The following is a 24,233-nucleotide window of genomic DNA, read 5'->3' as shown; positions in this document are numbered from 1 at the left end:
GAGCCGATCGCAGCAGTTCATTCCCTTTCCGTCTCCAGTCCGCTCACCAGCGTGCCGACGAAACCCAGCAGCTCACCTTCGAGATCGGTGGAGGCCAGGCCAATGAAACGGTCTTCGAGCGAGATGGCGACGATCCCATGCACGGCGGAGAACAGCGTGCGCGCGCGGGCCAAAAGCTCCGGCGTTGCCGCCGCCGGGAGCAGCGCCGCCAGCGGCTCGACTAGATGCTGGATCAGCACGGCATGTTCGGCCAGATGCCATCCGGGCACCGCCACGCCTGGCGCCATGCGATGCTCGAACAGCGCCTTCCACGCCATGCGATTGCCGCGGGCGAAGCCGAGATAGGCCTTGGCCAGTGCCTTCAGCTTGGCCCTTGGCTCGGCGGCGGCGGTCGCCTCCTGTTCCAACGCCGCCCCAAGTCTTGCCAGCGTGATCGAATTGACGTGCAGGATGAGCTCGTCGAGGTCGGCGAAGGCGGTGTAGAGCGCGCCGAGCGCGCAGCCGGCATCGGCCGTGATGTCGCGTGCGCGCAGCCCGGCGAGCCCCGAGGACTGGATGCGCGCTTGCGCGGCCTCGATCAGCCTGCCTTTGAGGTCCTCTCGTTTGGCGTCCCGTTTTGCGGCCATTTACCTTCTCTTATGCGCAATCATGAACACCGTTCATTTTCTCCTTGAACGCCGTTCACAATGTGCTACTTTGCCTCGTGAACAACGTTCATAGAGGAGAAACGGAAATGTTGAAACAGTTTTTTGCTCTCGTTCGCGGCCGAAGCTACGAAGCCGCAGAGGCGGTCGTCGACCGCAACGCGCTGATAATCCTGCGCCAGCAGATCCGCGATTGCGCCGACGCTATCGCGGCCGCCCGCCGGGCGGTTGCAATTGCCATCGCCCAGAACGAACAGGAAGTCGCGCAGTTCAAGAAGCTTGTCCTCCGCATCGATGATTTGGAGAAGCGCACGATCGCCGCGATCGAGCAGGGACAGAATGAACTGGCCCGCGAAGCCGCCGAAACCATCGCCATGCTGGAAGCCGAACGCGACGCCTCCGCCGAGGCGCAGAAAAGCTTCGGCACCGAGATCGAGCGTCTCAAGCGGATTATCCGCGTCTCCGAAATGCGCCTGCGCGAATTGCAGCGCGGCCAGCGCATCGTTGCCGCGGTCGACTCGACCCAGCGCCTGCGAGAAAGCGCGCCCGGCTCCAGCCTGTCGGCGCTCAGGGACGCCGAGGAGACGCTGCTGCGCCTGCGCACCAGGCAAAAGCAGATCGACGCCACCGCGGCCGCCATGGCCGAGATGGAACAGTCGGGCGATCCTGCCGCGGTCTCAGAGAAGCTTGCGGCCGCCGGCTGCGGCGCGCCGCTGAGAAGCAGCGCCGACGCCGTGCTCGAACGGCTCACGAAGACCATGACCAAGCCGGCCTGATCGTACCCGGCCTGATTGTTATCCAGTCTGATTGTATCCGGCCTGATTGTATCCAGCCTGAAACAGACCCACGCCCAACCAACCTAACCTTGAAACGAAAGGACCATATCGATGACCCCGAACACCTATTCCCCCAAGGACTCAAGCGCCTGGAAGACCTTCACCATGGCCAGTTTCGCCGTTGCCGCCACGATGATGGCCGGCGGCATCTACTTCATGGAGGCGAGCTTCGCCGCCAAGGGGTTTTATGCCATGGCCGCCATCATGCTCGTGCACACCTCGATCACCATCACCAAGACACTGCGCGACTCGGAAGAGGCAAGCCGCTTCATCAACCGGCTGGAAGACGCCAAGACCGAGAAGTTGCTGATGGAAGTCAGCCGCAGTAACGAAGTGTAACCGGGTTCCCGCTAAACAAGGCTCAACGCGCAAGACCGCTGATCAATCCAGTCAGGATTTTCACCGGTCTTGCCCAATGGAAGTCGCCGCTATGGAAATCGCCCCGATCAACCGACCGACAGCTCATCTGATGACCTCCAGGCGCTTTGCGCCCTTGTTCTGGACGCAGTTCCTGTCCGCCTTCAACGATAATTTCCTCAAGAACACGCTGGTGTTCCTTATTCTGTTCACGCTGGCGGCGGACCAGGCGGCATCACTGGTCACCTTGGCGGGCGCCGTCTTCATGGCCCCCTTCCTGCTCCTGTCGGCGCTCGGCGGCGAGCTCGCCGACCGCTTCGACAAGGCTCTCATAGCCAAGCGTCTGAAATTCGCCGAGATCGCCGCGGCGGGTGTCTCCGTCGTCGGCATCGCCCTGTCGTCCATTCCCGTGCTGATGACGGCGCTGTTGATGTTCGGCATCATCTCGGCGCTGTTCGGACCGATCAAATACGGAATCCTGCCCGATCACCTCGAACGCAAGGAACTGCCCAAGGCCAACGCCTGGATCGAGTCAGCCACGTTTGCCGCGATTCTCGGCGGCACCATAGCCGGCGGCGTCGTTTCCGCCGATGGCATCGGCGTCGCGGTGTTCGGACCGATCATGATGGCGCTCGCCGTCGGTTGCTGGCTCGTCAGCCGCTATATCCCGTCCACCGGTTCGGCGGCGCCCGACCTTGTCATCGACAAGAACATCTTCCGCTCGACCTGGCGCCAGGTCGCCGAATTGCGCACCGACACGCGCATCTGGCGCGCCGGCCTGATGACGTCGTGGTTCTGGCTGATCGGCGCCATCGTGCTCTCGCTCCTGCCGGTCCTGATCAAGGATTCGCTCGGCGGCAACGAAATGGCCGTCACCGTCTACCTCGCCGTGTTCGCCGTCTCGATCGCCATCGGTTCGGCCATCGCCGCCTGGATGTCGCAGGGCCGCATCGTGCTGTTGCCGGCACCGGTCGGCACGGCGCTGCTCGCCCTGTTCGGCCTGCATCTCGCCTGGACCATCTCCGGCATGACGCCGTCGCCCCAGGCGGAAACCCTTGGCGCATTCTTCGCCGGCCCAAACACGATCCGCGTCGCCATCGACCTCGCCGGCATGGCCATTGCAGCCGCTTTCCTGGTGGTGCCGACCTTCGCCGCCGTGCAGGCCTGGTCGCCCGAAGCGCGGCGCGCCCGGGTCGTCGCCGCCGTCAGTATCGTCAATGCCGGTTTCATGACTGGCGGCGGCATCATCATGGCCCTGATCCAGACAAAGGTCTCGACCGGCGGCATCCTGTTCGGCCTCGCCGCGGCCAATGCGATTGCCGCCTGGCTGATGCTGAAATATTTGCCGACGAACCCCTTCCGTGACTTCGTCTCCATCCTGTTCCGCGCTTTCCTGCGCCTCGAAGTCGAGGGCATGGAAAACCTCAAGGCGGCCGGCAAGGCACCGATCCTGGCGCTCAACCATGTCAGCTTTCTCGACGGTCCGCTCGCCTTGACGCTGACCGATGAGGAGCCGGTCTTCGCCATCGACTACACCATTGCCCAGGCCTGGTGGATGAAGCCGTTCATGAAACTTGCCCGCGCTTTGCCGCTCAACCCGGCCAAGCCGATGTCGACTCGCACGCTGATCAAGATCGTGCAGGGCGGCGATCCGCTGGTGATCTTCCCGGAGGGACGCATCACGGTGACCGGCGGCCTGATGAAGGTCTATGACGGCGCCGCCATGGTTGCCGACAAGACCGGCTCGATGGTTGTGCCGGTGCGCATCGACGGGCTGGAGAAGACCTACTTCTCGCGGTTGAGCTCGCAGCATGTGCGCCGCCGCCTGTTCCCGAAGGTCAAGGTGACCATTCTGGAACCGGTCAAGCTCGAGGTGCCGCAAGAGCTGAAGGGCCGCAAGCGCCGCGCCGCGGCGGGTTCCGCGCTCTACCAGGTGATGTCGGATCTCGTTTTCCGCACCCAGGACATCGACAAGACCGTACTGGAAAAGATCATCGAGACGGCGAACGAACGCGGCATGAATCAGCTCGCAGTTCAGGATCCGGTCACCGGTTCTCTCAGCTACAGCAAGCTGCTCACGGCTGCCGCCGTGCTTGGTGAGAAGTTCCAGAACCTTTATGCCGACCAGCAGACGCTGGGCATCATGCTGCCCAACGCCAACGGCTCTTGCGCGACGCTGCTCGGCGTCATGTCCGCCGGCAAGGTTCCGGCGATGATGAACTTCACCGCAGGTGCTGCCAATATTCTGTCCGCCTGCAAGGCCGCCGAAGTCCGCACCGTGCTGACGTCCCGCGCGTTCGTCGAACAGGCAAAGCTCGGCGCTGTAGTCGAGGAACTCGGTCGCTCGGTCGACATCGTGTGGCTCGACGATCTCAGAAAGACCATCAGTCTCAAGGATAAGCTGCTCGGCTTGCTGCGCAAGTCGACGCCGCGCGCGAAACGCAAGCCCGGCGATGCGGCGGTGATCTTGTTCACCTCGGGTTCGGAAGGCACGCCGAAGGGCGTCGTTCTGACCCACCGCAACATCCTGGCCAACGCCGCCCAGGCGGCGTCGCGTATCGACTTCCATTCGGGCGACAAGGTGTTCAACGTGCTGCCGATCTTCCACTCCTTCGGCATGACCGCGGGCACGGTGCTGCCGTTGATCTCCGGCGTGCCGGTCTATTTCTACCCCTCGCCGCTGCACTACCGCCTCGTGCCGGAACTGATCTACGGCTCGAACGCGACGATCATCTTCGGCACCGACACCTTCCTCTCCGGCTATGCCCGCACCGCGCACCCCTACGACTTCCGCTCGATACGCTATTGTTTTGCCGGCGCGGAGCCGGTCAAGACAGCGACGCGCATGACCTATATGGAGAAGTTCGGCGTCCGCATACTCGAGGGCTATGGCGTCACCGAGACGGCGCCGGTGATCTCCATCAACACGCCGATGTACAATCGCTCTGGAACCGTCGGCAAGATCATGCCCGGCATGGAATACCGCCTCGATCCGGTCCCCGGCGTCGACGAAGGCGGCCGGCTGTTCGTGCGCGGCCCCAATGTCATGGCCGGTTATCTCCGGGCCGAGAAGCCCGGCGTGCTCGAACCGCTGGAGGACGGCTGGCATGATACGGGCGACGTCGTCGCTATCGACGAAGGCGGCTTCATCACCATTCGCGGCCGCGCCAAGCGCTTCGCCAAGATAGGCGGCGAGATGATCTCGCTCGCCGCTGTCGAAGCGCTGGCCGGCGAATTGTGGAAGGGCTCGCTGTCGGCGGTCGCCACGGTGCCCGACGCGCGCAAGGGCGAAAAGCTGATCCTCATCACTGAGGCATCCGGCGCCACACGAGCGGAATTCCTCGCCTACGCCAAGGCCAACGGCGCCATGGACCTGATGGTCCCGGCCGAAGTGCGGGTGGTCTCAAAGGTACCGGTCCTTGGCTCCGGCAAGCTCGACTTCGCCGCCGTGACAAAAATGGTGCGCGACGAAGAGGCCTTGAAGACCAAGGCCGCCTGACCCGGCTACGGCAACGGGCCGACGCAAGAGCCGGCCCGTTCAGTATGATCAACCCTTCGCATGCCGCTGCGAGATCAGCATCGCCATGCGCTGGACTGCCCGCAGCTCCATTTCCACGCCCGGCGACGATGCCAGCGCCGGCATGTTGAGCGCCACCACGGTCAACGGCTCGAGCGTCGCCAGCAGCACATGGGTCGCCTCAAATTTCTCGAACAGCCAGGCCAGCTGCTCGCGTATATCCTGGTCGACTGGCGCCCCCGGCTGCGTATCGGCGAGCGAGCGCACGGGCTCCTGCTCTAGTGCACGGGCCAGCACCTTCAGGTCGAAATCACCGAGGTCGGCTGCCGGCAGGATCAGCGCACCGTCGACAAGAATATGGCTCTGCAGGCCGCGCAGGAAGCGCGCCGAATCGGTGAGGTCGCCCTCGGCCATATGCTTCAGCAACGAGTCGCGGCGCTTCTCCGCGGTGAGGCTGACGCTGTCATTGTAGATGACTGCCAGCAGCGTCGCCGACAGCACGATCACCACGCCCTGCACACTGCCGCGCCAGCCGAGATCGTCGATGCCGCCCAGCGCCAGCCCGGCGAAAACCGAGCTCAGCGTAATCACGGTAAAGGCGCCGATCGTGTCGCGATGGCCGAGGCTCGCGCGTCCAAGGCCGATCGTCAGCCAACACAGGAACAGGATGGCGATGCCGCCAAGCCGAACCGGCACTTCGAACAGGCCGGGCCGGTAGTCGGTGACTATGAACGGAATGATCAACAGCAGCGACAGCGCCATGCGCTCGACCGTGCGGTTTTCGGCCGCCGACAGGCTGTCGCGATCGCGCGTCATCACCAGCCAGCCGATGGCGAGAAAACCTCCGAACTGGAAGGCAAGTAGTACCGCCATCCGCCATGGCTCGGCAAAGCGTTCCGGGATCGGCGCCAGCAGTAGAAACAGCAGGGCGCCGCCGGCGGCAAAGAACTTTAGCGCAAACGGCGCATGCCGGCGCAACAGCCCCTCGGTCAGCAGCAGTGCGGCCAGCGGCAGCAGGCCCGCCGCCGCGATGGTGACGAAGCGGAAGAGTGCGAGGCCGGTAGTCCAGTCGAGGATGCGGCAGGCGAGCAGAACCGTCAGCACCCGCAAACCGAACAGAAAACGCCGCGACAGCGGATCGCCGGTGTCGCGCCCGCCGACGACCGATATCACGATCAGCAGCCCGAACAGCGCCGCCAGCGAGGTGATGGTGTCGGCCACGAGCGTGTCGTCGAGGTTCATCGGTCAGCGCCCATCAGCTCACACCCAGGCATCATCACGGATGAAGCCATCAGCGTGTCCATGGTCTCAGCACATTCCATTGGCGGCTGCTATCCGCCCAGTGTACCACCGGCAAAACCAGCCGCTGCAGCGTGGCCGCCGCACCTGCTACCGCAAGGGCGGCAAGCGAGCCGCGCGGAACCGCGTCGGCGAGATAGGTGCGCGCCGACTGAAAGCTCATCTGTCCGATCTGCAGCACATCATCGCCGCGCGTGTAGTCGAGTTCCTTGCGGCAGAACTCGTTAAAGGTCTCGACGCGGTGCTTGGCCGCCTCGTCGAAGGTCTTCTTCAGATCGTCCGAGCCGCCCGTATAGGCGTTGGTGATGACGAAGCGCTCTTCGTCGAAACCAGCTTCGGGGCCGACACCGAAGACATGGCGATGGCGCGCCATGATCTGCCGCGCCAGAAGCACATGGGTAAGCGAGCGGCGCGCGCCGGCATGCGGTCCTGGGAACACATTGCTGAACGCCTCCGCGACCATGCCGACGACAGCGGGTACCTGGGTGACATTGGAAATCCAGATCGGCCGCAGTTGATTGCGCAAAAACATCAGGAAGCAGGTCAGGCCGTAGAGGATCCAGCTCAGCCCGCGGCTGCGCTCGTCGGGATCGATCATGACCAAACCGAGGTGCAAGACTTCATAGGGCTTGCCGGCGAGCGATATCTCCATCAGCGCCAGCGAGTTGAAGGCGATCGGCTGCCGGTCGCTGCGCCGGTAGACAATGGTGATGATGGAATGTTCCAGCCGGCTGCGGTCGCCGGAAAACACGCCATAGGTCAGGCTGCCGAACTTCAGTGTCTTGGACGCTACCAGCCGCAGATCGCTGCTCAGCTGCTCCAGTTCGGCAGCCTTCATCCAGCGCCCGGGCCGCTCCACGACGCGCGTCTCGTAGTCGGCGGATACGCGCATGCGCACATCCATGAACCGACCCGGCAGCAGCTGCAGAACCGCCTTGAGCACTATTTTTCCCCGTGGCAAGAACGCCGACCGTATAGTGGCCGCCGTCCACCTAAGACGCGGTAAACCCGAGACGGCAGTTCTTGGTTGTACTCAACAAAGTAAAAGAACAGCTGCCAGCCAGTGCGGGCTCAGCTTTCCGCAGCAACCAGATGGCCGCCGCCGACATCGTTCAGCGCCAGCTTCAGCGGCGCCTCCCCGATCCTGCGGGTGGCGCTCGGGATTTCCTGGTCGAGGCGCGCGAAGCGCGTTCTGCGCTGCGCCGGATCGGGCACCGGCACCGCTTCGATCAGCCGCCTCGTATAGGGATGGAGCGGGTTGGAAAACACCTGGTCGCGCGTGCCCATCTCGACGATCTGGCCGAGATACATGACGGCAACGCGGTCGGAAATGTTCTCGACCACCGCCATGTCGTGCGAGATGAAGAGATAGGCGACGCCGAATTCGCGCTGCAATTCCTTCAGGAGATCGAGCACGCGCGCCTGCACCGAGACGTCGAGCGCCGAGACGCTTTCGTCGGCGATGATCAGTTTTGGTCGTAGCGCCAGCGCTCGGGCGATGCAGACGCGCTGGCGCTGGCCACCGGAGAATTCGTGCGGGTAAAGCTCCATCTGGTCGGCCGACAGGCCGACGCGCTCGAACAGCGCCGCGACCCGTTCCCGGCGCTCGTCCTTGGAGGCGATGCCATGGATCACCAGCGGCTCGGCGACGAGCTCGCCGACGCGCATGCGCGGATCGAGCGAAGCGAAGGGATCCTGGAAAATCATCTGGACGTCACGGCGCACCGCCTTGCGCTCGTCGCGGCCAAGACCGGAGAGATTGCGCCCGCCAATGACGATGTCGCCGCTATACGGCGCCAGTCCGGCCAGCGCCTTGGCGGTGGTCGACTTGCCGCAGCCGGATTCGCCGACCAGAGCGAGCGTTTCGTTGGGCGCGATCGAGAAGCTGACGCCCTCGACGGCGTGGACGCGGCGGGTGACCTGGCCAAAGATGCCGCCACGCAGATCGAAGCGGACATGCAGGTCGTTGACCTCGGCGACTTTGGCCGGTTTCAAGACGTCAATCGCATCCCTGGATTTCTGTCGACCGACACCACTGCCGATGCGCGGCACGGCAGCCAGCAGTTCGCGCGTATAGTCGGCCTGAGGGCGGGCAAAAATATCCGATGTCGTGCCTTCTTCGACCATGCGGCCGTCGCGCATGACGATGACCCGGTCGGCCATTTCGGCAACCACGCCCATATCGTGGGTGATCAGGATGACGCTGGTGCCATGCTGGCGCTGCAGGTCGCGCAACAGCTCCAGCACTTCGCCTTGCACGGTGACGTCGAGCGCCGTCGTCGGTTCGTCGGCGATCAGCACGTCGGGCTCGAGCGCCAGCGCCATGGCGATCATCACCCGCTGGCGCATGCCGCCGGAGAGTTCGTGCGGAAACTGCTTTAACCGGCTTTCCGCCTCCGAAATGCGCACCGCCTTCAACGCCTCGATGGCGCGCCGGCGGGCTTGCGCCGACGACAGGCTGGTATGCGCCTCGATTGATTCGGTGAGTTGCCGGCCGATCGACAGAACCGGGTTGAGCGAGGTCATCGGCTCCTGGAAGATCATGGCGATGCGGTCGCCGCGAATGCGCCGCATCTGGCGTTCGTCGAGGGTTGCTAGGTCGGTGTCGCCCCGATTCCCATCCCGAAGACGGATCATGCCTGACGATATGCGCGCCGCCGGCTGCGGCAAAAGCTGCATGATCGCCAGCGCGGTCATCGACTTGCCGGAGCCGGATTCGCCGGCAATGCAGAGCGTCTCGCCGCGCGCCAGCGTCAGCGACAGGTTGGAGACGACATCGCGCTCGCCGTCCTCGCCGCGCACGCTGACGGAGAGGTTGGCGATGGAGAGGATGGGGTTGTCGGCGAGGGTCATTGTGGGTGGAGCCCTGCGACGGATTGGTTCCGTCGCACCATTCGCACAAACCTTGGCGCTGCCCCCCACCCGGACGTCCGGTCCGACCTCCCCACAAGGGGGAGGTAGGGCGGCAGCGCTTTACCCTCCGCCTTGTGGGGAGGGTCGCTGCGAAGCAGCGGGGTGGGGGTGCAGCGCCGACCTGACATCATTCAAACACGCAACGCGGAAAATAGAACGACACCACCCAATTCGGCATGTCGACGATCTCGCTGATGCGCAGATCACCACACACCGAGGCCAGCATATAGGCCTCGACCGGATCGATCTGGTAACGCCCAGCGAGCAGATCGACCATCTGCGCCACCGCCTCCTTCGCGCCCGCCATCAGATCCGGCCCAATCCCCGTCGTCACCTCGTAACCCTTGGCGTCGAGATGGCGCGTCACCGGGCCCGGCGTGGTGAAGCGCGGCGTCTTCAGCCTGGCGTCCTTGACAAGGTCGAGCTTGAGCACGACGTCCATCGGGCTCTCGATCGCCGTGCCGCAGACCTCGCCATCGCCTTGTGCGGCGTGCGTATCGCCGACCGAGAACAGCGCGCCGGCCACCTCAACCGGCAGATAGAGCGTCGTGCCGGCAGCGAGATCGCGGATGTCGAGATTGCCGCCGACCCGCCGTGGCGGCACCACCGAGTGAAGCCCCATCTCAGCCGGCGCATTGCCGATGGTGCCGGCGAACGGCTTCAGTGGCACGCGCGCGTTTTTCCCGAACAGCGCCGGTTCGAGCGCGGCTGCATCGTATTTCCAGATGTTCAGCGCCGGTTCCGTGAAGTCGTCGGCGAGCAGGCCGAAACCGGGAATGTTCGCCGTCCAACCGAAGCCGGACGGTTTGAACATCTCGATCGTCACCTTGAGCGCGTCACCCGGCTCGGCGCCCTCGACGAAGATCGGCCCGGTCACCGGGTTGACCCCGGCGAAGTCGAGCTTGACAATTTCGGCGACCGTGCTGTCGGCGTTCAGCTGGCCGCCGGCGGCATCGAGGCACTGGAACTCGATGGTCGCGCCGGGCGCCACCCGCTCGGCCGGGACAAAGGAATTGTCCCAGCCGAAATGGTGATGGCGCCCATGGATGGTGTAGTCGCAGCTATTGCACATCTTTTACGTACACATTGTCATAGTTGATCGGGATATGGACCGGGTCGACATAGAGGTTGTCGGCGCCGCCCATTCGGGCGGATTTCATGGTGAAGCGCTGTTCGTTGAAGACCGGCGCCCAGGGCGCGTCTTCCATCACCTTGTCGTAGATGGCGCTCCACATCTTGTCGCGTTCGCCGGCCTTTGCCGGGTCGACCACAGAATCCGCCTCGGCCGCCTTGGCGTCGAGGTCCTTATTGCAGTACCACGACCAGTTCCAGCCGCCCGGCACCGCGCCGGCGCAGCCGAGGATCGGGCCGTAGAAATTCGACGGATCGGGGAAGTCGGCGATCCAGGCCATGCCGCCCGACCAGATCATCGGCGCGCCGGCCTTGTCACCGCCGGCGGCGATGACATTGGCCTGCGCCAGCGACTGGATGCTGGCCTTGATGCCGATGGCCGCCAGGTCCTGCTGGATCGCCTGGGCAATGCGCGGGTTGGGATCGGTGTTCATGGCGAACAGCTGCGTGTCGAAACCATCGGGATGACCGGCCTCGGCCAGCAGCGCCTTGGCCTTGGCTACGTCATAGGGATAACCTTTGTATTCCTTGTCGTAGCCCGGCATCGACGGCGGCAGCGGCTGGTTAGCCGGCACGGCGCGGCCGTTGATGATCTGGATGATGCGCGCCTTGTTGAGCGCCATGTTGACGGCCTGACGCACCTTCACATTGTCGAACGGCGCCATGGTAGTGTTCATGGTGACGTAGCCGGTGTGCAGCTGACCGCCTTCGACGACGCGCGCCTTCTGCTCGGGATCGGCCATCACCTCCTGGAATTTTGCCGGCGGAATGCCGTCGCCGGGCACATCGATCTCGCCCTTCTGCAAGCGCAGCAGCGCCACGATCGGTTCCTGGCCGATCTCGAAGGTGATCTTGTCGAGATGCGGCAGGCCCTTGTGCCAGTAATCCGCATTGCGCTCGAAGACGATGCGTTGGCCGAGTGTCCACTCGGCGAGCTTGAAGGCGCCGGTGCCCACCGGATGCTTGCCGAAATCGGCGCCATATTTCTCGACCTCTTCCTTCGGCACGACATGGGCGAAATTGATGGCCATGACATGCAGGAAGGTGGCGTCGGGCCGGGTCAGCTCGAACTTCACCGTGTAGGGATCGACGACGGTGACGCCGGAAAGGCCTTCGGCCTTGCCGGCAGCGACATCGTCATAGCCCTTGATCGAGCCGAAGAAGCCGGCGCCGGGGCTCTGCGTCTTCGGATTGGTGACGCGGTCGAGCGAATATTTCACGTCGTCGGCCGTCATCTCGCGGCCATTGTGGAATTTCACGCCATGGCGCAGCTTGAAGGTAAAGGTCTGGCCGTCGGGCGAAATCTCGTAGCTTTCTGCCAGATCGGGTTTCAGGTTGGTGGTCCCTGGCTCGTAATCCATCAGCCCATCGAACAGGCTCTTGATCATCGACCAGTTCTGCCAGTCATAGCCGATCGCCGGATCGAGGGTCGCAACATCGTCCTTGTAGGTGATGGTGATGGCGCCGCCTTGCTTGGCGTTGGGATCGACCGTGTCTTCGGCGCGGACGCTTGTCATGCCGAGCATGAGGGCCAAGGCGGATGCCGCGACTGTGGATGCGAGAAACTTTTTCATTGTTGTGTTCCCTTTCTCTGTTTCATTTTCATCTGAGCTTGATGCGGGGATCGATGAACGGCGCGATGATGTCGGCGAGCAGATTGCCGAGCACGATGGCGAAGGCCGACACCAGCGTGACGCCCATGATGATCGGAATGTCGACGCGCTGGATCGCCTGCCACGCCAGCTGACCGATGCCGGGCCAGCCGAACACGCTTTCGACGACGACGATGCCGCCCATGAAGATGCCGATGTCGATGCCGATCATGGCGATGACCGGCAGGATGGCATTCGGCAGTGCGTGGCGGAATATGATGGCGCTGCGCGCCAGGCCCTTGGCCCGCGCCGTGCGGACATAATCCTGGCGCAGGACGTCTATCATCGACGAGCGCATCATGCGCGCATACCAGCCGGCGCCGAGTACGCCCATGGTCAACGACGGCAGCACCAGATGGCGCCATGTGCCGTAGCCGCCGATCGGAAACCAGCTTAGCCGCACGGCAAAGACGTAGAGCAGCAACAAGCCGACGACGAATTGCGGCGCCGAGACGCCGACGAAGGAGGCCACCATCAGGGTCTGGTCGGTGGCGGAGCCGCGCTTGACGGCGGCGATCAGCCCCATGCTTAGACCGATCAGCAACTCGCACAATATGGCGCCCACCATCAAAAGCAGGCTGGCCGGCAGCCGCGAGACGATGAGCTCGGTAACCTCCGAGCGCTGGATGTAGGAGCGGCCGAGATCGCCGCTGATTAGCTTCGTCAGGTAGTGCCAATACTGGACGACGAAAGGCTGGTCCAGGCCGAGCTGCTGGCGGATGTTTTCCACCGTCTGCGGCGTAGCACTGCGGCCGGCGATCTGCCGCACCGGGTCGGCCGGCAAGAGGTAGAGCAGCGCAAAAGTGATCAGCGAGACGCCAACCAGGATGAGCAGCGACTGGATCAGCCGGCGACCGAGATAGGCGATCATGACCGGCCCCCCATTATTCCCGGCCCCTTTGCGTCGGATCGAGGATGTCGCGCAATGCGTCGCCGATCAGGTTGAAGGCCAGCGCCAACGCCAGGATTGCGGCGCCGGGGAAGAACACCAGCCAGGGGGCGGCCTGGAAATAGGTCTGGTTCTCGAAAATGATGTTGCCCCACGACGCGGTCGGCGGCTGCACACCGATGCCGAGGAAGGAAAGCGTCGCCTCGAGCAGAACCGTGGTCGAGATGCCGAGCGTGCCCCAGACGATGATGGTCGGCAGCAGATGCGGCAGGATGTGGCGAAATAGGATGCGCGGCGCACTCGCCCCGATGCTGCGCTCGGCATCGATGAACTCGCGTTCGGCCAGCGACGATGTCTCGGTGTAGATGACACGCGCCGTCTGCACCCAGTTGACCAGCGCGATGACCATGGCGACGATCCACAGGCTGGGCTGAAACACTGCCGCCAGGCAGATGGCGAGCAGCAGCGCCGGGAACGCCATCATCAGATCGGTGAAGCGCATCAGCGCGCTGCCGATCCAGCCGCGGAAATAGCCTGCGGTGACGCCCACCAAAGTGCCGATCAAAAGCGCCACGCCATTGGCGACGATGCCGATGATGAGCGAGGTGCGGGCGCCGTAGAGGATGCGGGTCAAGAGGTCACGTCCGAGCAGGTCGGTGCCGAGCCAGTACTGGGCGCTGGGCGGCAGCGGCGAGCCCTCGATGGTCAGGCCGTCGAACATCTGCTCGTTGGGGTCATAGCCGGTCAGCCGGGGCGCCAGCACAGCGCCGGCAAGGACAATGGCGACGATGATCAGGCCGAGCAGCGCCAGGCGGCGTTTCACCAGCCGGCGCCAGACACCGGCGCGCGGCTTGACCGGCATGCGCACCGGTAGATCAGGCGCGATGGGACTGGTCATCGCCGCCTTCTTCCCCCGTCGCTTCCTCGCTTGTCATTGCCACGATCCGACGCGCGGCATCCTCGACGCTGATCTGCCAGCTCATCGCCAGCGAACGCAGTTGTGCATAGGCGCGCTCGTCGTCGCTGCCTTTCGACAAGGCCGTCACCGCGCGCACGATGGTCTGGCGCTCGGCGACGCGCTGGCGCAGCGACGCTATCTCGCCGGCTAAATGTTTTCGGGCCTCGAAACTCTGTCTCGCGATCAACAGAGCGCTGTAGACGCCGGCATTGCCGACCGGCTTCAGCAGCTGCGCATCGGCCTTGTGCGACAGCGCCCATTCGATACGCCCCGGCGCCTCGGAACCGATCAGCGCCACCAGCGGCATCGGCGCCTCGCCCGGCTTCCACGGGAATTGCTCGTCGAAACCGAGATCGGCATCGAAGAAGACGAAATCGGCGGCGAGAGCTTCCGGCGGCAATTCCGGCCAGCAGTCGATCGTAGCCAGGCCGATGGCCGACAATTGCCTGGTGATGGCCTGCACCGTCGGATGCGGGCGATGCAGGATGAAAGCCCGCGCGCCGCCGAGATTGGGGATGCGCGTCCGCGTCATGACACCACCCTCAGACGCGGACGGCCGAATGTCTTGGCGGGGTCGTAGCGCGACAGATAGGGATCCGGCGCGACCTCATCCTCCTGGCTGACGACCTCGAAGAAGCCATCGGCGATCCGGCCGATGATCACTGGCAGCGTCGCGTGCTGGGAGTGGGCGTCGATGGCGATCGGCCCGAGCCGGGTGGAGAAGCGCCGCTCGGCGAAGGCCTTGGAAAATTCCGCCGGGCCGGCATCAGTGTTGCGCGACAGCACGTCGGCCATCACCTGCACCGAGGCATAGGCGGAGGCCTCGAAGGACGAAGCGAAGGCAGCCGGCCGGGGCGCGAAATAGGGCCCGACCGACAGATGCCCTTTCCCTGTCTCGCCGATCGCCGGCAACTCGCCTTCCGTGAGGTTGCAGGAGATGACGGGGCAGTTTTCCGGCCTGAATGCCGCATCCTCATCGCCCAACTCGCGGTAAGCCGCCAGGAAGGCATACGACGAGGTGCCGATCAGATTGTTGAGGATGAAGCTCGGCCTCGTCGCCCGGATTTCCGCGATCAACCGCGACACGTCGGTCTCGCCGATGCGCAGATAGCGCTCGCCCAGCACTTTGCCGCCGGCATCCGCGATCAGGTCGCGCGCCACGCGGTTCATCTCCCAGCCCCAAATGTAGTTCGAGCCGAGCAGGAAGCCGTTGGCGCCGAAACGCGGCACGACATGCGCCATCAGCGGAACCAGATGCTGGTTGGGGCAGGCGTGCATGTAGACGACATGCTCGTTGGCCTCGAACCCTTCATAGGGGCAGGCATACCAGAGCATGCCGCCGGCCTTCTCCAGCACCGGGATGGTTTCCTTGCGGCTCCACGAGGTGACGCAACCGACGACATGGCGCGCGCTGCTGGTCCTGAAAATGTCCTCGCACAAAGTCGCGTAGCGATCGGCATTACTTTGCGGATCGCGCTCGACCGGAACCAGTTCGATGCCATAGCTCCGATCGGCATTGATGTCGGCGATGGCGCGCGTGGCGCCCATCCGGCACGCATCGGAGACCAACTGGTAGCTGCCCGAGCGGGAATACAGGATGCCGATCTCGATACGCCGTTTCAAACCGATCCTCAGAAATGACAATGCCCCGCAGCCAGCGCCGGAGGGCGAGGCATACGAGGCATATTTGCCGCCCGGCGACCAAGGCCGGTATTTTGCGCTAGCGTATTCGGTCCGGCGGGTCAGTCAAGCGGGAAAGTACGTGGTCATGGGATCGGCCTTGTCCGGCTGCTTCTAGTTCCGCAGCGTGAACATCAAAGGCGCCACGACAGCCGTACCGGCCTTCTCAGGCGGTGGCGCGGGCACCGTCGCACCCTGCAGAATGCCGAGCGCGGCGCGATCGAGATCGGCGTCCCCCGAAGATCGGGTCAGCCGGACGGAGGTCACCTTGCCCGAAGCGCTGACGACGAAGGTCACATTTGCGGTACCCACGGCGCGCCGCGACCTTGCCGCGCTCGGGTAGCGCTTGTGCCGATTGATCCATCCGATCAGCTGGGAGTTCCATTTGCTTGCACTGACTGATGATCCACTCGATTGCGAAGCCTTCGGCGCCGACGCCTTCGCCGCTGCCTTTTGATCGACACTGGCGGTCACGACCGCTTTCGCCGGCGCGGCCTTTTCCTTCTTCTCTTTCTTTGCTTTCGGCTTGGGTTTTTCGGCAGCCTTCTTCGCCTTCTCGATCGGCTTGGTCTCCGCCGGCTTGGTCTCCGCCGGCTTGGTCTGGGGCGGCGGAATGACCACATCCGGCGCTATGGTCGGGACGATGTCGGGCACCACCTCATCCAGCGGCGGCGATTGATCGGGCTGCTCGGCCGCTGCCGTCTCGATCGGAGCGGCGGGTTGAACCGCTTCCGTCTTCTCGGCGACCGGCCCCGGCTGACCGGGCTCGGGCTCCACGACGGGCTTCAGTTCGGCAACCGCCTCCTCGATCTGGTTCGGCGGCTCAGGCGTCACCACGTCGGCCATCGAGTCCTCCTGCACCGCCGGCGCCACCATCATCGGCGACAGCTCGATAGCCACAGCCGGCGGCGGGCCGCCATCGGCCATGTTGGCCAGGCTGAAGCTCTGGACGGCATAGGCGATCGCGACATGCGCGCCGACAATGACAATGGCCGCAGCCGCCCACAAGCCAATTTCGCGCAGGCCGGCGCGTGGCGGGTCGGCCGCGGGTGCGGCGGCGGCCAGTTGCGTCACGGGGCGGCGCCCCGGTGCGCCGCGGATGCGTCCGCCGGCACCGTCTCCAGCCCCACCAGCGCGATCTTCAGATAACCAGCGCCGCGCAGCAGGTTCATCACCTCCATCAGCTCGCCATAACCGACCGCCTTGTCGGCACGCAGGAAGATGCGGGTCTGCTTGTCGCCCTTGGTTCTGCCGTCGAGCACCGCGGCGAAAGCCTGGCGCGGCACGCTGTCATTGCCGATCGCGAGCGTCAGATCGTCCTTCAGGGTCAGGAACAGCGGCGTTTCCGGCCGGGGTGCTGGCGTCGCCGTCGAACCCGGCAGATCGACATTGACGTCGACTGTCGCCAAGGGTGCAGCGACCATGAAGATGATCAGCAGCACCAGGATGACATCGATGAACGGGGTGACATTGATCTCGTGGTTTTCCTCGAGATCGCCATCGATAGCCTCGCGAATTCTAGCCGCCATAGCCCATCACTCCGCCGCCAGCGCGGGCGCCTGCGGCACCGTGCGGAAATCGAGATCGCGGCTGACCAGCCGCTCGACCCCGGCCGAGGCATCGGCAAGGAGCTGCCGGTAGCCGGCTATCGACCGCGCAAAGACGTTGTAGATGACCACCGCGGGAATGGCCGCGACCAGGCCCATCGCCGTGGCGAGCAGCGCCTCGGCGATGCCGGGCGCGACGACCGCGAGGTTGGTGGTCTGCGCCTGCGAGATGCCGATGAAGGCGTTCATGATGCCCCAGACGGTGCCGAACAAGCCCACGAAGGGCGCCGTCGAGCCGATCGTCGCCAGCACGCCGGTGCCGCGCGACATGCGCCGCGCCGCCGCCGCTTCGATGCGCGACAGGCGCGACGTCACGCGTTCCTTCAGCCCGTCGCCGGTGACATGGCCGAGCGCACCGGCCGAAAGGGCAGTCTCTTCCTCGGCCGCCCGCACCAAAAGCGCACCGGGGCCGCCACTGTTGCCAAGCGCGCGCCCGGCCTGGCGCAGCGTGGCGGCATTGCCGATGGCGCGCGCAGCGCGACGGGCGCCGAGCTTGCCGAAGAGAATCTCCAGCGATTTGGCCAGCCACACCGTCCAGGTGACCAGCGAGGCGAAGGCCAACCCGATCATCACCGCCTTGACGATGATGTCGGCGGCCATGAACATGCCCCAGGGCGACAGATCGTGCGGCAGCGTCAGCGATATTGCCGAAGGCTCGGCCTGCGCGGATGCACCGGGCTGGGTTGCCGGCTGTGGCGCGGTCGGCGCCGCCTGCCCGGCAGTTGGCGAAGCCGGCGCGACAGGCGCAGCCGGTGCGGGCCGTTCGACTGCGACCGGGGAAGGCTGGGCCGCCGACCGGGCAGCTGCAGCGGGTTCCGTCGTCACCCTGGGCTGCGTGTTTGGCTGCTCTTGCGCAGCAGCGCTGCCGGCCGACAGCATGACCGCGGCCAGCGCCGCCAACAAACCATTTCTGGACACGCTTCTTCCTCGCTTCGTCATTGCACGTACGATCGGCTGGTCGGTGACGGAATGTCGACCCCGGAAATCCAGCCACTGGTTCTGGCTTCTCTCAAACGCGGCACAGCCGCTGGAAACAATTCAGGCGGCCGAGTGCCCTGCTTGACTATAAAACATGAGTTTACTAGTCAACAAACAAGATGGCTTTTTTGGCCAACGATTATCGGCGCGATGTCTCAGCGGCACATCGTCCTGGCGTCGGTCTACCTGGTGTCGTCGCACTGAGGGATGGACGGCCGCAGGGTTGCTGGGCCACGATACCGGGCAGCAATTGAGGCAGGCTGCGATGATCAAGGCGATACCGTTCGATTTCCCCTATGACGGCCGGCTGGTGCCGGCAAACACCGCGTTGCTGGTCATCGACCTGCAGGAGGATTTCCTCTCGCCGACCGGCTATTTCGCCAGGAAGGGTTATGACCCCGCGCCGCTGCGCGCCATCCTGCCGACAGTCAACCGACTGATATCAGCGGCACGCGCGGCCGGCCTCACCATCATTCACACCAGGCAGGGATATCGCGGCGACATGGCCGACATGACGCCGTACGAGAGATGGCGCCGCAAGCGGGCGGGTCTCGAAGGCACCGACGTGCTGCTGCGCTCCGGCCCCGGCTTTCAGATCGTCGCCGACATCGACGTCGCGCCGCACGACATCATCGTCGACAAGACCTGCAACAGCGCCTTCACCTACACCGACCTGGAACTTGTGCTGCGCGCACGCGGCATCACCCATCTGATCTTTTCCGGCTGCACGACCGATGTCTGCGTGCACACGACGCTGCGCGAGGCCTGCGACCGCAATTTCCAGTGCCTGACCATCGCCGATGCCTGCGCCAGCGGCGACCAATACGCGCATGACGCGGCGCTGCATATGGTGACGGTGGAGGACGGGGTATTTGGTACGCTGACGGAATCTGACGCGGTGTTGGAGGCGCTGGCAGTGCTGAGTGGTGATTAGACGCTGGCGGGACAGCACCCCTCTGCCCTGCCGGGCATCCCCCGCAAGGAGGGCGATCAGACATCACGTCGGCTTTCGCCAATTACCAACGTTGAGAGCCGGCGCTCAAGCTGCCAATCTTCCCCTTTGAGGGGGAGATGTCCGGCAGGACAGAGGGGGGTGCTGTCCCCGCCGGCGTTCCCGATCGCGATCTCGCTACCCAGCTGCGTGAATATCCGACCCGCCCCGCGAGGCAAACGCGCCGGGCTGCGGCACCTCCGCCTCACGGCGTGCCAGCGAATTACGCAAGAGCGCGATCGTCTCGCGGCCGACGCCGGCGATCTCGCGCGGCCTGTCGACGCCAACGATCATGAACTCGCTGATGCCCAGCGCCGCATAGGACAGCAGCGACAGGGCGATCTGCGCCGGTGGTCCGGAAAGTTCGACCGCCTTGTGTCCGACGGTAGAGGCGCCACCCTCCGAGCGGACCCGGACCGGAAGCGCAAAACGCAGCTTGCCGGCGCGGCCATGCTCGGCGGCGGCGCTGCGCGCCCGTTCCATCAGCTGGCGGATCTCGTCGGGCGAACCAGGCGCCAGCTCGAAGACGTCGGCATGGCGGCCGGCGACCTTCAGCGCCGTGCCGGACTGGCCACCCATGCGGATGGTGATATCGACGCCATGCGGCCCCTTGCGCGGCACATAGCCACCCTTGATGCTGTAGAACGCACCTTCATGGTCGAAGGGCCGGTCGTTCGACCACAGCCGCTTCAGCAGCACCAGATATTCGTCGATGCGCTGCCAGACCACGGTGTGGCCGACCGGACGCGTCTCGGCATCGTCGTCATCCAGCGGCTCGCTCAGCATCCTCAGCGCCAGCCGGCCGCCGCTCCTGGCGTCGAGCGCCGCCAGTTGCCGCGCCGCAACCGCAGGCGCGATCACGCCGGCCCAGTGCGTCAGCACCACTTCCAGCGACGAGGTGCGGTCCAGCGCCTGGGCGGCGATGTCCATATTGGTCAACAGCCCGGCCGGGTCGTCGACGACGATGTTCTGGAAGCCGGAATCCTCGATCAGCGACAGCTTTGTCGGCGTCTCGACGAAATCATAGAAGAACGGAACGGCCGAACCGGCGTCGGCGGCATGCGTTTTACCGGGAACATGCGTGAACTCGATCGGCATTGCCATCTCCTCCATCACGTTGGATGTATGTCGCCCAAAAGTGGCCCCGGTTTTTGAGACGACGACATGCGTAAAAACAAGCGGTCAGCGCCAAAGCGCATCCGCATTCGGTTCATCAACTCCGGTCACTCACTGAAAGCGATAGGTCGCCACCCTTCGGCCTGAACGGGTCAGGGAATCAAGCCGAGCACGACTGCCCCGGTGAACACGAACGCAAGGGCAAAGACGAGATAGGCGAAGGCGCCGGCATAGGCCGGGCGGAAAGCCTGGCTATTGGCCAGCCTCTGGCTGGTGCGGTCCGTCTCGGCGTTCTGGATATAGGACATATCGACCTCCGTCTTGCGGATTAATCTATAAAATCAGTAGACTTTGTCGAGTGCTATTTTTTGGCGATATGTAGAACGATTTTCTCAGTATGCCTTATTATTTGGTTTTGGATTGCTGGGGGACCCCTGCTGGCGACAAGCGAGCGACAAGCTTGGCCGACGTCTGCATAGGCGATAGCATCGCCATTCCGGCATAAATGCGGATCATTTCGATCGGGAACGGGAACAGAACATGGGTACAAGACTAGCCGGCAAGATTGCAATCATCTCGGGCGGCGCGACCGGAATGGGCGGAGCGGCCTCGGAATTGTTCGCCGCCGAAGGCGCCAAGGTGGCGATCATCGACCGCAATGGCGAGGCGGCGGCAGCCACTGCGGCGGCGATACGCGCGCGGGGACATATCGCCGAACACTGGGTGGCCGACGTCTCGGACGAGGCGCAGGTCGAGGCCGCAGTGAAGGCGGCGACTGCCAGGCTCGGCCCGGCCACGGTGTTGTTCAACCATGCCGGCACCATCGTGATAAAGCCGTTCCTGGAGACGACAGTGCAGGAATGGGACTGGCTGCATGCGGTCAATGTCCGCTCGATGTTCCTGATGACGCGCGCCGTGTTGCCGGGCATGATCGCTGCCGGTGGCGGTTCGATCGTCTGCACCTCGTCGATCTCGGCTGTGGCGGCCACACCCATGGAGGTGCTCTACGACACCACCAAGGGCGCCTGCCACATGTTCGCGCGCGCCATCGCAGTCGAATTCCGCGACCGCAACATACGCTGCAACGCCGTCTGTCCCGGCTTCATCCGCACGCCGCACGGCCTGCGCGAGGTCGCCGATCTCGGCAAGCTCGGCGTCGACGTGTCGGACGCCGCATTGGCCGCACAGCAGGGCCGCATCGGTGAGCCGGAGGAAGTGGCCAAGGCAGCGCTGTACCTCGCCAGCGATGAGTCCAGCTTCGTCAATGGCACGCATCTGTTTGTCGATAATGGTTTTACGGCGATGTGAGTATCCCAGGCTTGGCGCCCTTCCTCTCCCCCGTCGATCGGGGGAGAGGTGTCGAGCGCAACTCGACGGAGTGGGGGTCGACCCTTGGCGCAAGGAAGATTCATGCGCACCCGTTGGCAACAGTGGCGAGGTGGTTCCCCGCTCCGTCGCTGCTTCGCAGCGCCACCTCTTCCCCCGGAGGGAGAGGAAGGGCGCCAAGTCCTACTCGCCTTACCGCTCTTCTCGTCGAAACGGCTTCAGCAGCGCCGACGGCGCAACCGCGTTGCGTGACATCACGGCCATCGCGACGATGGTGAAAATGAAGGGCAGCATCAAGAACGCCTCATAGGGAATATGCCCGAGGCCGCTCGCCTGCATGCGCAATTGTAGCGCATCGACGAAGGCGAACAGCAGCGCCGCGCCCGCAGAGCGCCACGGGTCCCAGCGGCCGAACACGACCAGCGCGATCGCCACCCAGCCACGGCCCGACACGACACCAAAGGTGAAGGCGTTGAACTGTGCCATGGTGAGGAAGGTGCCCGCAAGCCCCATCAGCGCACCGCCGAGGATGACCGCCTGGAAGCGCGTGGCGATGACGCTGACCCCAGCGGAATCAGCGGCGCGCGGGTTCTCGCCGACCATCCGCACCGACAGCCCCCAAGGCGTGCGGTAGAGCACGAAAGCAGCGAGCGGGATGGCAATGATTGCCAAGTAGACCAGCGCAAACTGGTTGAAAACCGCTGACCCCAGAACCGGAATATCCGACAGCAGCGGGATCGGCACCGTCTGAAAACCCTTGATGCTGGGCGGCACCGATTGCTGGCCGAAGGTCAGACGGTAGAGGAAATAGGCAAGGCCGGACGAGAACAAAGTAACGCCGATGCCGCAGACATGCTGGCTGAGGCCGAGCGCTACGGTGAACAGCGCATGCAGCGCACTCATCGCCATGCCGGTCAACACCGCGGCCAGCACGCCGAGCCAAAGGCTGCCGCTGAGGCTGGCGGCGGTGAAGCCGGTCATCGCGCAGAGCAGCATGATGCCTTCGATACCGAGATTGAGCACGCCGGCCCGCTCGGAGAACATCTCGCCCAGCGTGGCAAATGCCAGCGGCGTGGCGATGCGGATAATGGCGGCGAGGAAGCCGACCTGAAAGATCTGTTCGAACACCGCGCTCATAAGGCGGCACCGACGCGGCGGATGCGATAGGCCGTGAACAGCAGCGCCACCAGCATGGCGAGCAGCGCCGTGCCCTGGATGACATCGCTGAGGAACGCCGGCACGCCGGTGGCGCGCGACATCGCTTCGGCGCCGGTCATCACGGCGGCCAGGAAGATCGCCGCCGGTACGACGCCGAGCGGATTGAGCCTGGCCAGCATGGCAACGACGATGCCGGAATAGCCATAGCCCGGCGAAATGTCGCTCATCACCTGGAAATGCACGCCGCCGACCTCGCCGACGCCGGCAAGCCCGGCCAGCGCGCCCGACAGCAGCGCCGTCGAGATCAGCACCCGCTCGACATGTATGCCGCCATAGCGGGCGGCTTCCGGGCTTTCGCCGGTGACCCTGATCCGGAAGCCGAGCGTGGTGCGCACGATCAGGAACCAGATCAACGGGGCCGCGATCAACGCGGCGATGACACCCAGATGCAGCCTTGTGCCTTCGAGCAGCACCGGGAAATTCGCCGAATCCTCGATCGGCGGCGAGATCGGATAGCCGCTGAACGAGTCCTTCCACGGCCCCTCGATCAGCGCCATCAGCGCATAGTAGATGACCGAATTGAGCAGCAGCGAACTGACGACGTCGTCCACCTTGAATTTGACCCTGAGCGTCGCGGGCACCAGCGCTACCGCGGCACCGGCAGCAGCGCCCGCCAGCGCCATCGACAGGATCGCCAGCGCGCCCGGCATCGGGATGGCGCCGACGAAGCAGCTGGCCACGGCGCCGGCCAGCAATTGGCCCTCGGCGCCGATGTTCCAGAATTTGGCCCGGAAGGCGACGGCCACAGCCAGCCCGGTGAAGATCATCGGGGCGGCGCGCACCAGCGTTTCGGTGATGGCATAGCTGTCGCCGAACGAGGCCGACAGCATCACGCCATAGGCCTCAAGCACGCCGGCGCCGGCCAGCGCGATGAGGCCGCTGCACAGGACCAGCGCTGCGCCGATGGCCAGCAGCGGCAAAGCGAGATTGAACCAGGCGGGGGTGGAACTGCGGGCTTCGAGGCGGAACATCAGCTATGCCCCTCCGCCGCCCAGACGGTCGCGCCGCCCTTCATCCGCCTGCCGGTGTCCAGCCGATAGATGGGTAACACTTTGAACCGGATACATAGGTGACACTTCTCTCCCTCTATGCGTCCGCCGCAGCGCCAAGCGGATTGGTTG

22 protein-coding genes are annotated in these 24,233 nt (G+C 64.6%); 5 read left to right on the top strand and 17 right to left on the bottom strand.

Features of this window, described 5'->3' with window-relative positions:
• Positions 1-17 precede the first annotated feature (17 nt).
• On the bottom strand, positions 18-626 hold the full coding sequence (locus NKJ18_RS18350) for a TetR/AcrR family transcriptional regulator (protein ID WP_352759108.1): 609 nt from the start codon (positions 624-626) through the stop codon (positions 18-20).
• 107 nt (positions 627-733) lie between these two features.
• On the opposite strand from NKJ18_RS18350, the gene NKJ18_RS18345 reads away from it, so the two are divergent.
• From NKJ18_RS18345 to NKJ18_RS18335, 3 genes are all read left to right on the top strand, one after another.
• On the top strand, positions 734-1,420 hold the full coding sequence (locus NKJ18_RS18345; RefSeq protein ID WP_023681449.1) for a PspA/IM30 family protein: 687 nt from the start codon (positions 734-736) through the stop codon (positions 1,418-1,420).
• A gap of 111 nt (positions 1,421-1,531) precedes the next feature.
• Entirely contained in the window at positions 1,532-1,819 is a 288-nt protein-coding gene (locus NKJ18_RS18340) for a YiaA/YiaB family inner membrane protein (RefSeq protein ID WP_023668598.1), read from the top strand.
• A 91-nt stretch (positions 1,820-1,910) separates the two neighbouring features.
• Positions 1,911-5,336, top strand: coding sequence for an acyl-[ACP]--phospholipid O-acyltransferase (locus tag NKJ18_RS18335; protein ID WP_352759105.1), 3,426 nt, complete (start codon positions 1,911-1,913; stop codon positions 5,334-5,336).
• A gap of 48 nt (positions 5,337-5,384) precedes the next feature.
• On the opposite strand, the gene NKJ18_RS18330 is transcribed toward NKJ18_RS18335, so the two are convergent.
• The 12 genes from NKJ18_RS18330 to exbB all read right to left on the bottom strand — a co-directional run bounded on the left by NKJ18_RS18330 (position 5,385) and on the right by exbB (position 18,401).
• A complete protein-coding gene (locus tag NKJ18_RS18330; protein WP_023747346.1) occupies positions 5,385-6,596 on the bottom strand; it encodes a hypothetical protein in 1,212 nt (403 codons plus the stop codon).
• 49 nt (positions 6,597-6,645) lie between these two features.
• On the bottom strand, positions 6,646-7,596 hold the full coding sequence (locus NKJ18_RS18325) for a hypothetical protein (protein WP_027050529.1): 951 nt from the start codon (positions 7,594-7,596) through the stop codon (positions 6,646-6,648).
• Between the two features lie 128 nt (positions 7,597-7,724).
• Positions 7,725-9,506: an ABC transporter ATP-binding protein gene (locus tag NKJ18_RS18320; protein WP_352759103.1), complete on the bottom strand. Its 1,782-nt coding sequence runs from the start codon at positions 9,504-9,506 to the stop codon at positions 7,725-7,727.
• A gap of 187 nt (positions 9,507-9,693) precedes the next feature.
• Positions 9,694-10,638 (bottom strand): acetamidase/formamidase family protein, encoded by a 945-nt coding sequence (locus NKJ18_RS18315; RefSeq protein ID WP_023668593.1) that lies wholly within the window; start codon positions 10,636-10,638, stop codon positions 9,694-9,696.
• Positions 10,628-12,223, bottom strand: a complete 1,596-nt coding sequence (locus NKJ18_RS18310; RefSeq protein ID WP_444849001.1) for an ABC transporter substrate-binding protein — start codon at positions 12,221-12,223, stop codon at positions 10,628-10,630. Before NKJ18_RS18310 ends, NKJ18_RS18315 begins: the two co-directional genes overlap by 11 nt.
• A 76-nt stretch (positions 12,224-12,299) precedes the next feature.
• The gene (locus NKJ18_RS18305; protein WP_023821986.1) at positions 12,300-13,220 is read right to left on the bottom strand and encodes an ABC transporter permease; all 921 of its coding nucleotides are present in this window, start codon (positions 13,218-13,220) and stop codon (positions 12,300-12,302) included.
• 13 nt (positions 13,221-13,233) lie between these two features.
• Positions 13,234-14,136, bottom strand: coding sequence for an ABC transporter permease (locus NKJ18_RS18300; RefSeq protein WP_023828713.1), 903 nt, complete (start codon positions 14,134-14,136; stop codon positions 13,234-13,236).
• On the bottom strand, positions 14,114-14,728 hold the full coding sequence (locus NKJ18_RS18295) for an ANTAR domain-containing response regulator (RefSeq protein WP_023668589.1): 615 nt from the start codon (positions 14,726-14,728) through the stop codon (positions 14,114-14,116). Before NKJ18_RS18295 ends, NKJ18_RS18300 begins: the two co-directional genes overlap by 23 nt.
• Positions 14,725-15,819, bottom strand: coding sequence for a transporter substrate-binding protein (locus NKJ18_RS18290; RefSeq protein WP_023693237.1), 1,095 nt, complete (start codon positions 15,817-15,819; stop codon positions 14,725-14,727). Before NKJ18_RS18290 ends, NKJ18_RS18295 begins: the two co-directional genes overlap by 4 nt.
• Before the next feature lie 171 nt (positions 15,820-15,990).
• The gene (locus tag NKJ18_RS18285; protein WP_023713408.1) at positions 15,991-16,950 is read right to left on the bottom strand and encodes an energy transducer TonB family protein; all 960 of its coding nucleotides are present in this window, start codon (positions 16,948-16,950) and stop codon (positions 15,991-15,993) included.
• Positions 16,947-17,405 (bottom strand): TonB system transport protein ExbD, encoded by a 459-nt coding sequence (exbD, locus tag NKJ18_RS18280; protein ID WP_023710186.1) that lies wholly within the window; start codon positions 17,403-17,405, stop codon positions 16,947-16,949. Before exbD ends, NKJ18_RS18285 begins: the two co-directional genes overlap by 4 nt.
• 6 nt (positions 17,406-17,411) lie before the next feature.
• Complete coding sequence (exbB, locus tag NKJ18_RS18275; protein WP_023687757.1) at positions 17,412-18,401, bottom strand: tonB-system energizer ExbB; 990 nt, start codon at positions 18,399-18,401, stop codon at positions 17,412-17,414.
• Between the two features lie 325 nt (positions 18,402-18,726).
• On the opposite strand from exbB, the gene NKJ18_RS18270 reads away from it, so the two are divergent.
• On the top strand, positions 18,727-19,395 hold the full coding sequence (locus tag NKJ18_RS18270) for a cysteine hydrolase family protein (RefSeq protein ID WP_023686098.1): 669 nt from the start codon (positions 18,727-18,729) through the stop codon (positions 19,393-19,395).
• Positions 19,396-19,590: 195 nt separating this feature from the next.
• On the opposite strand, the gene NKJ18_RS18265 is transcribed toward NKJ18_RS18270, so the two are convergent.
• Positions 19,591-20,550: an LLM class flavin-dependent oxidoreductase gene (locus NKJ18_RS18265; protein ID WP_023828716.1), complete on the bottom strand. Its 960-nt coding sequence runs from the start codon at positions 20,548-20,550 to the stop codon at positions 19,591-19,593.
• 170 nt (positions 20,551-20,720) lie between these two features.
• Positions 20,721-20,876, bottom strand: a complete 156-nt coding sequence (locus tag NKJ18_RS18260) for a hypothetical protein (protein WP_023670454.1) — start codon at positions 20,874-20,876, stop codon at positions 20,721-20,723.
• A 232-nt stretch (positions 20,877-21,108) separates the two neighbouring features.
• On the opposite strand from NKJ18_RS18260, the gene NKJ18_RS18255 reads away from it, so the two are divergent.
• On the top strand, positions 21,109-21,876 hold the full coding sequence (locus tag NKJ18_RS18255; protein ID WP_023686096.1) for an SDR family NAD(P)-dependent oxidoreductase: 768 nt from the start codon (positions 21,109-21,111) through the stop codon (positions 21,874-21,876).
• Positions 21,877-22,086: 210 nt separating this feature from the next.
• Here NKJ18_RS18255 and NKJ18_RS18250 read toward each other — a convergent pair whose 3' ends face one another.
• Positions 22,087-23,031, bottom strand: a complete 945-nt coding sequence (locus NKJ18_RS18250) for an ABC transporter permease (protein WP_023702405.1) — start codon at positions 23,029-23,031, stop codon at positions 22,087-22,089.
• On the bottom strand, positions 23,028-24,083 hold the full coding sequence (locus tag NKJ18_RS18245) for an ABC transporter permease (RefSeq protein WP_023683937.1): 1,056 nt from the start codon (positions 24,081-24,083) through the stop codon (positions 23,028-23,030). Before NKJ18_RS18245 ends, NKJ18_RS18250 begins: the two co-directional genes overlap by 4 nt.
• Positions 24,084-24,233 lie beyond the last annotated feature (150 nt).

Origin of the sequence: Mesorhizobium sp. M0217 (genome assembly GCF_040321955.1) — a bacterium.
Classification (GTDB): domain Bacteria; phylum Pseudomonadota; class Alphaproteobacteria; order Rhizobiales; family Rhizobiaceae; genus Mesorhizobium.
The sequence above is the reverse complement of the archived record's forward strand: the minus strand, read 5'-3'. Positions and strand labels throughout refer to the sequence as shown.

Coding starts and splice junctions, on each gene's coding strand:
- NKJ18_RS18350 (WP_352759108.1), bottom strand. CDS start 626: ATGGCCGCAAAACGGGACGCCAAACGAGAGGACCTCAAAGGCAGGCTG.
- NKJ18_RS18345 (WP_023681449.1), top strand. CDS start 734: ATGTTGAAACAGTTTTTTGCTCTCGTTCGCGGCCGAAGCTACGAAGCC.
- NKJ18_RS18340 (WP_023668598.1), top strand. CDS start 1,532: ATGACCCCGAACACCTATTCCCCCAAGGACTCAAGCGCCTGGAAGACC.
- NKJ18_RS18335 (WP_352759105.1), top strand. CDS start 1,911: ATGGAAATCGCCCCGATCAACCGACCGACAGCTCATCTGATGACCTCC.
- NKJ18_RS18330 (WP_023747346.1), bottom strand. CDS start 6,596: ATGAACCTCGACGACACGCTCGTGGCCGACACCATCACCTCGCTGGCG.
- NKJ18_RS18320 (WP_352759103.1), bottom strand. CDS start 9,506: ATGACCCTCGCCGACAACCCCATCCTCTCCATCGCCAACCTCTCCGTC.
- NKJ18_RS18315 (WP_023668593.1), bottom strand. CDS start 10,638: ATGTGCAATAGCTGCGACTACACCATCCATGGGCGCCATCACCATTTC.
- NKJ18_RS18310 (WP_444849001.1), bottom strand. CDS start 12,223: ATGCTCGGCATGACAAGCGTCCGCGCCGAAGACACGGTCGATCCCAAC.
- NKJ18_RS18305 (WP_023821986.1), bottom strand. CDS start 13,220: ATGATCGCCTATCTCGGTCGCCGGCTGATCCAGTCGCTGCTCATCCTG.
- NKJ18_RS18300 (WP_023828713.1), bottom strand. CDS start 14,136: ATGACCAGTCCCATCGCGCCTGATCTACCGGTGCGCATGCCGGTCAAG.
- NKJ18_RS18295 (WP_023668589.1), bottom strand. CDS start 14,728: ATGACGCGGACGCGCATCCCCAATCTCGGCGGCGCGCGGGCTTTCATC.
- exbD (WP_023710186.1), bottom strand. CDS start 17,405: ATGGCGGCTAGAATTCGCGAGGCTATCGATGGCGATCTCGAGGAAAAC.
- NKJ18_RS18270 (WP_023686098.1), top strand. CDS start 18,727: ATGATCAAGGCGATACCGTTCGATTTCCCCTATGACGGCCGGCTGGTG.
- NKJ18_RS18265 (WP_023828716.1), bottom strand. CDS start 20,550: ATGCCGATCGAGTTCACGCATGTTCCCGGTAAAACGCATGCCGCCGAC.
- NKJ18_RS18260 (WP_023670454.1), bottom strand. CDS start 20,876: ATGTCCTATATCCAGAACGCCGAGACGGACCGCACCAGCCAGAGGCTG.
- NKJ18_RS18255 (WP_023686096.1), top strand. CDS start 21,109: ATGGGTACAAGACTAGCCGGCAAGATTGCAATCATCTCGGGCGGCGCG.
- NKJ18_RS18250 (WP_023702405.1), bottom strand. CDS start 23,031: ATGAGCGCGGTGTTCGAACAGATCTTTCAGGTCGGCTTCCTCGCCGCC.
- NKJ18_RS18245 (WP_023683937.1), bottom strand. CDS start 24,083: ATGTTCCGCCTCGAAGCCCGCAGTTCCACCCCCGCCTGGTTCAATCTC.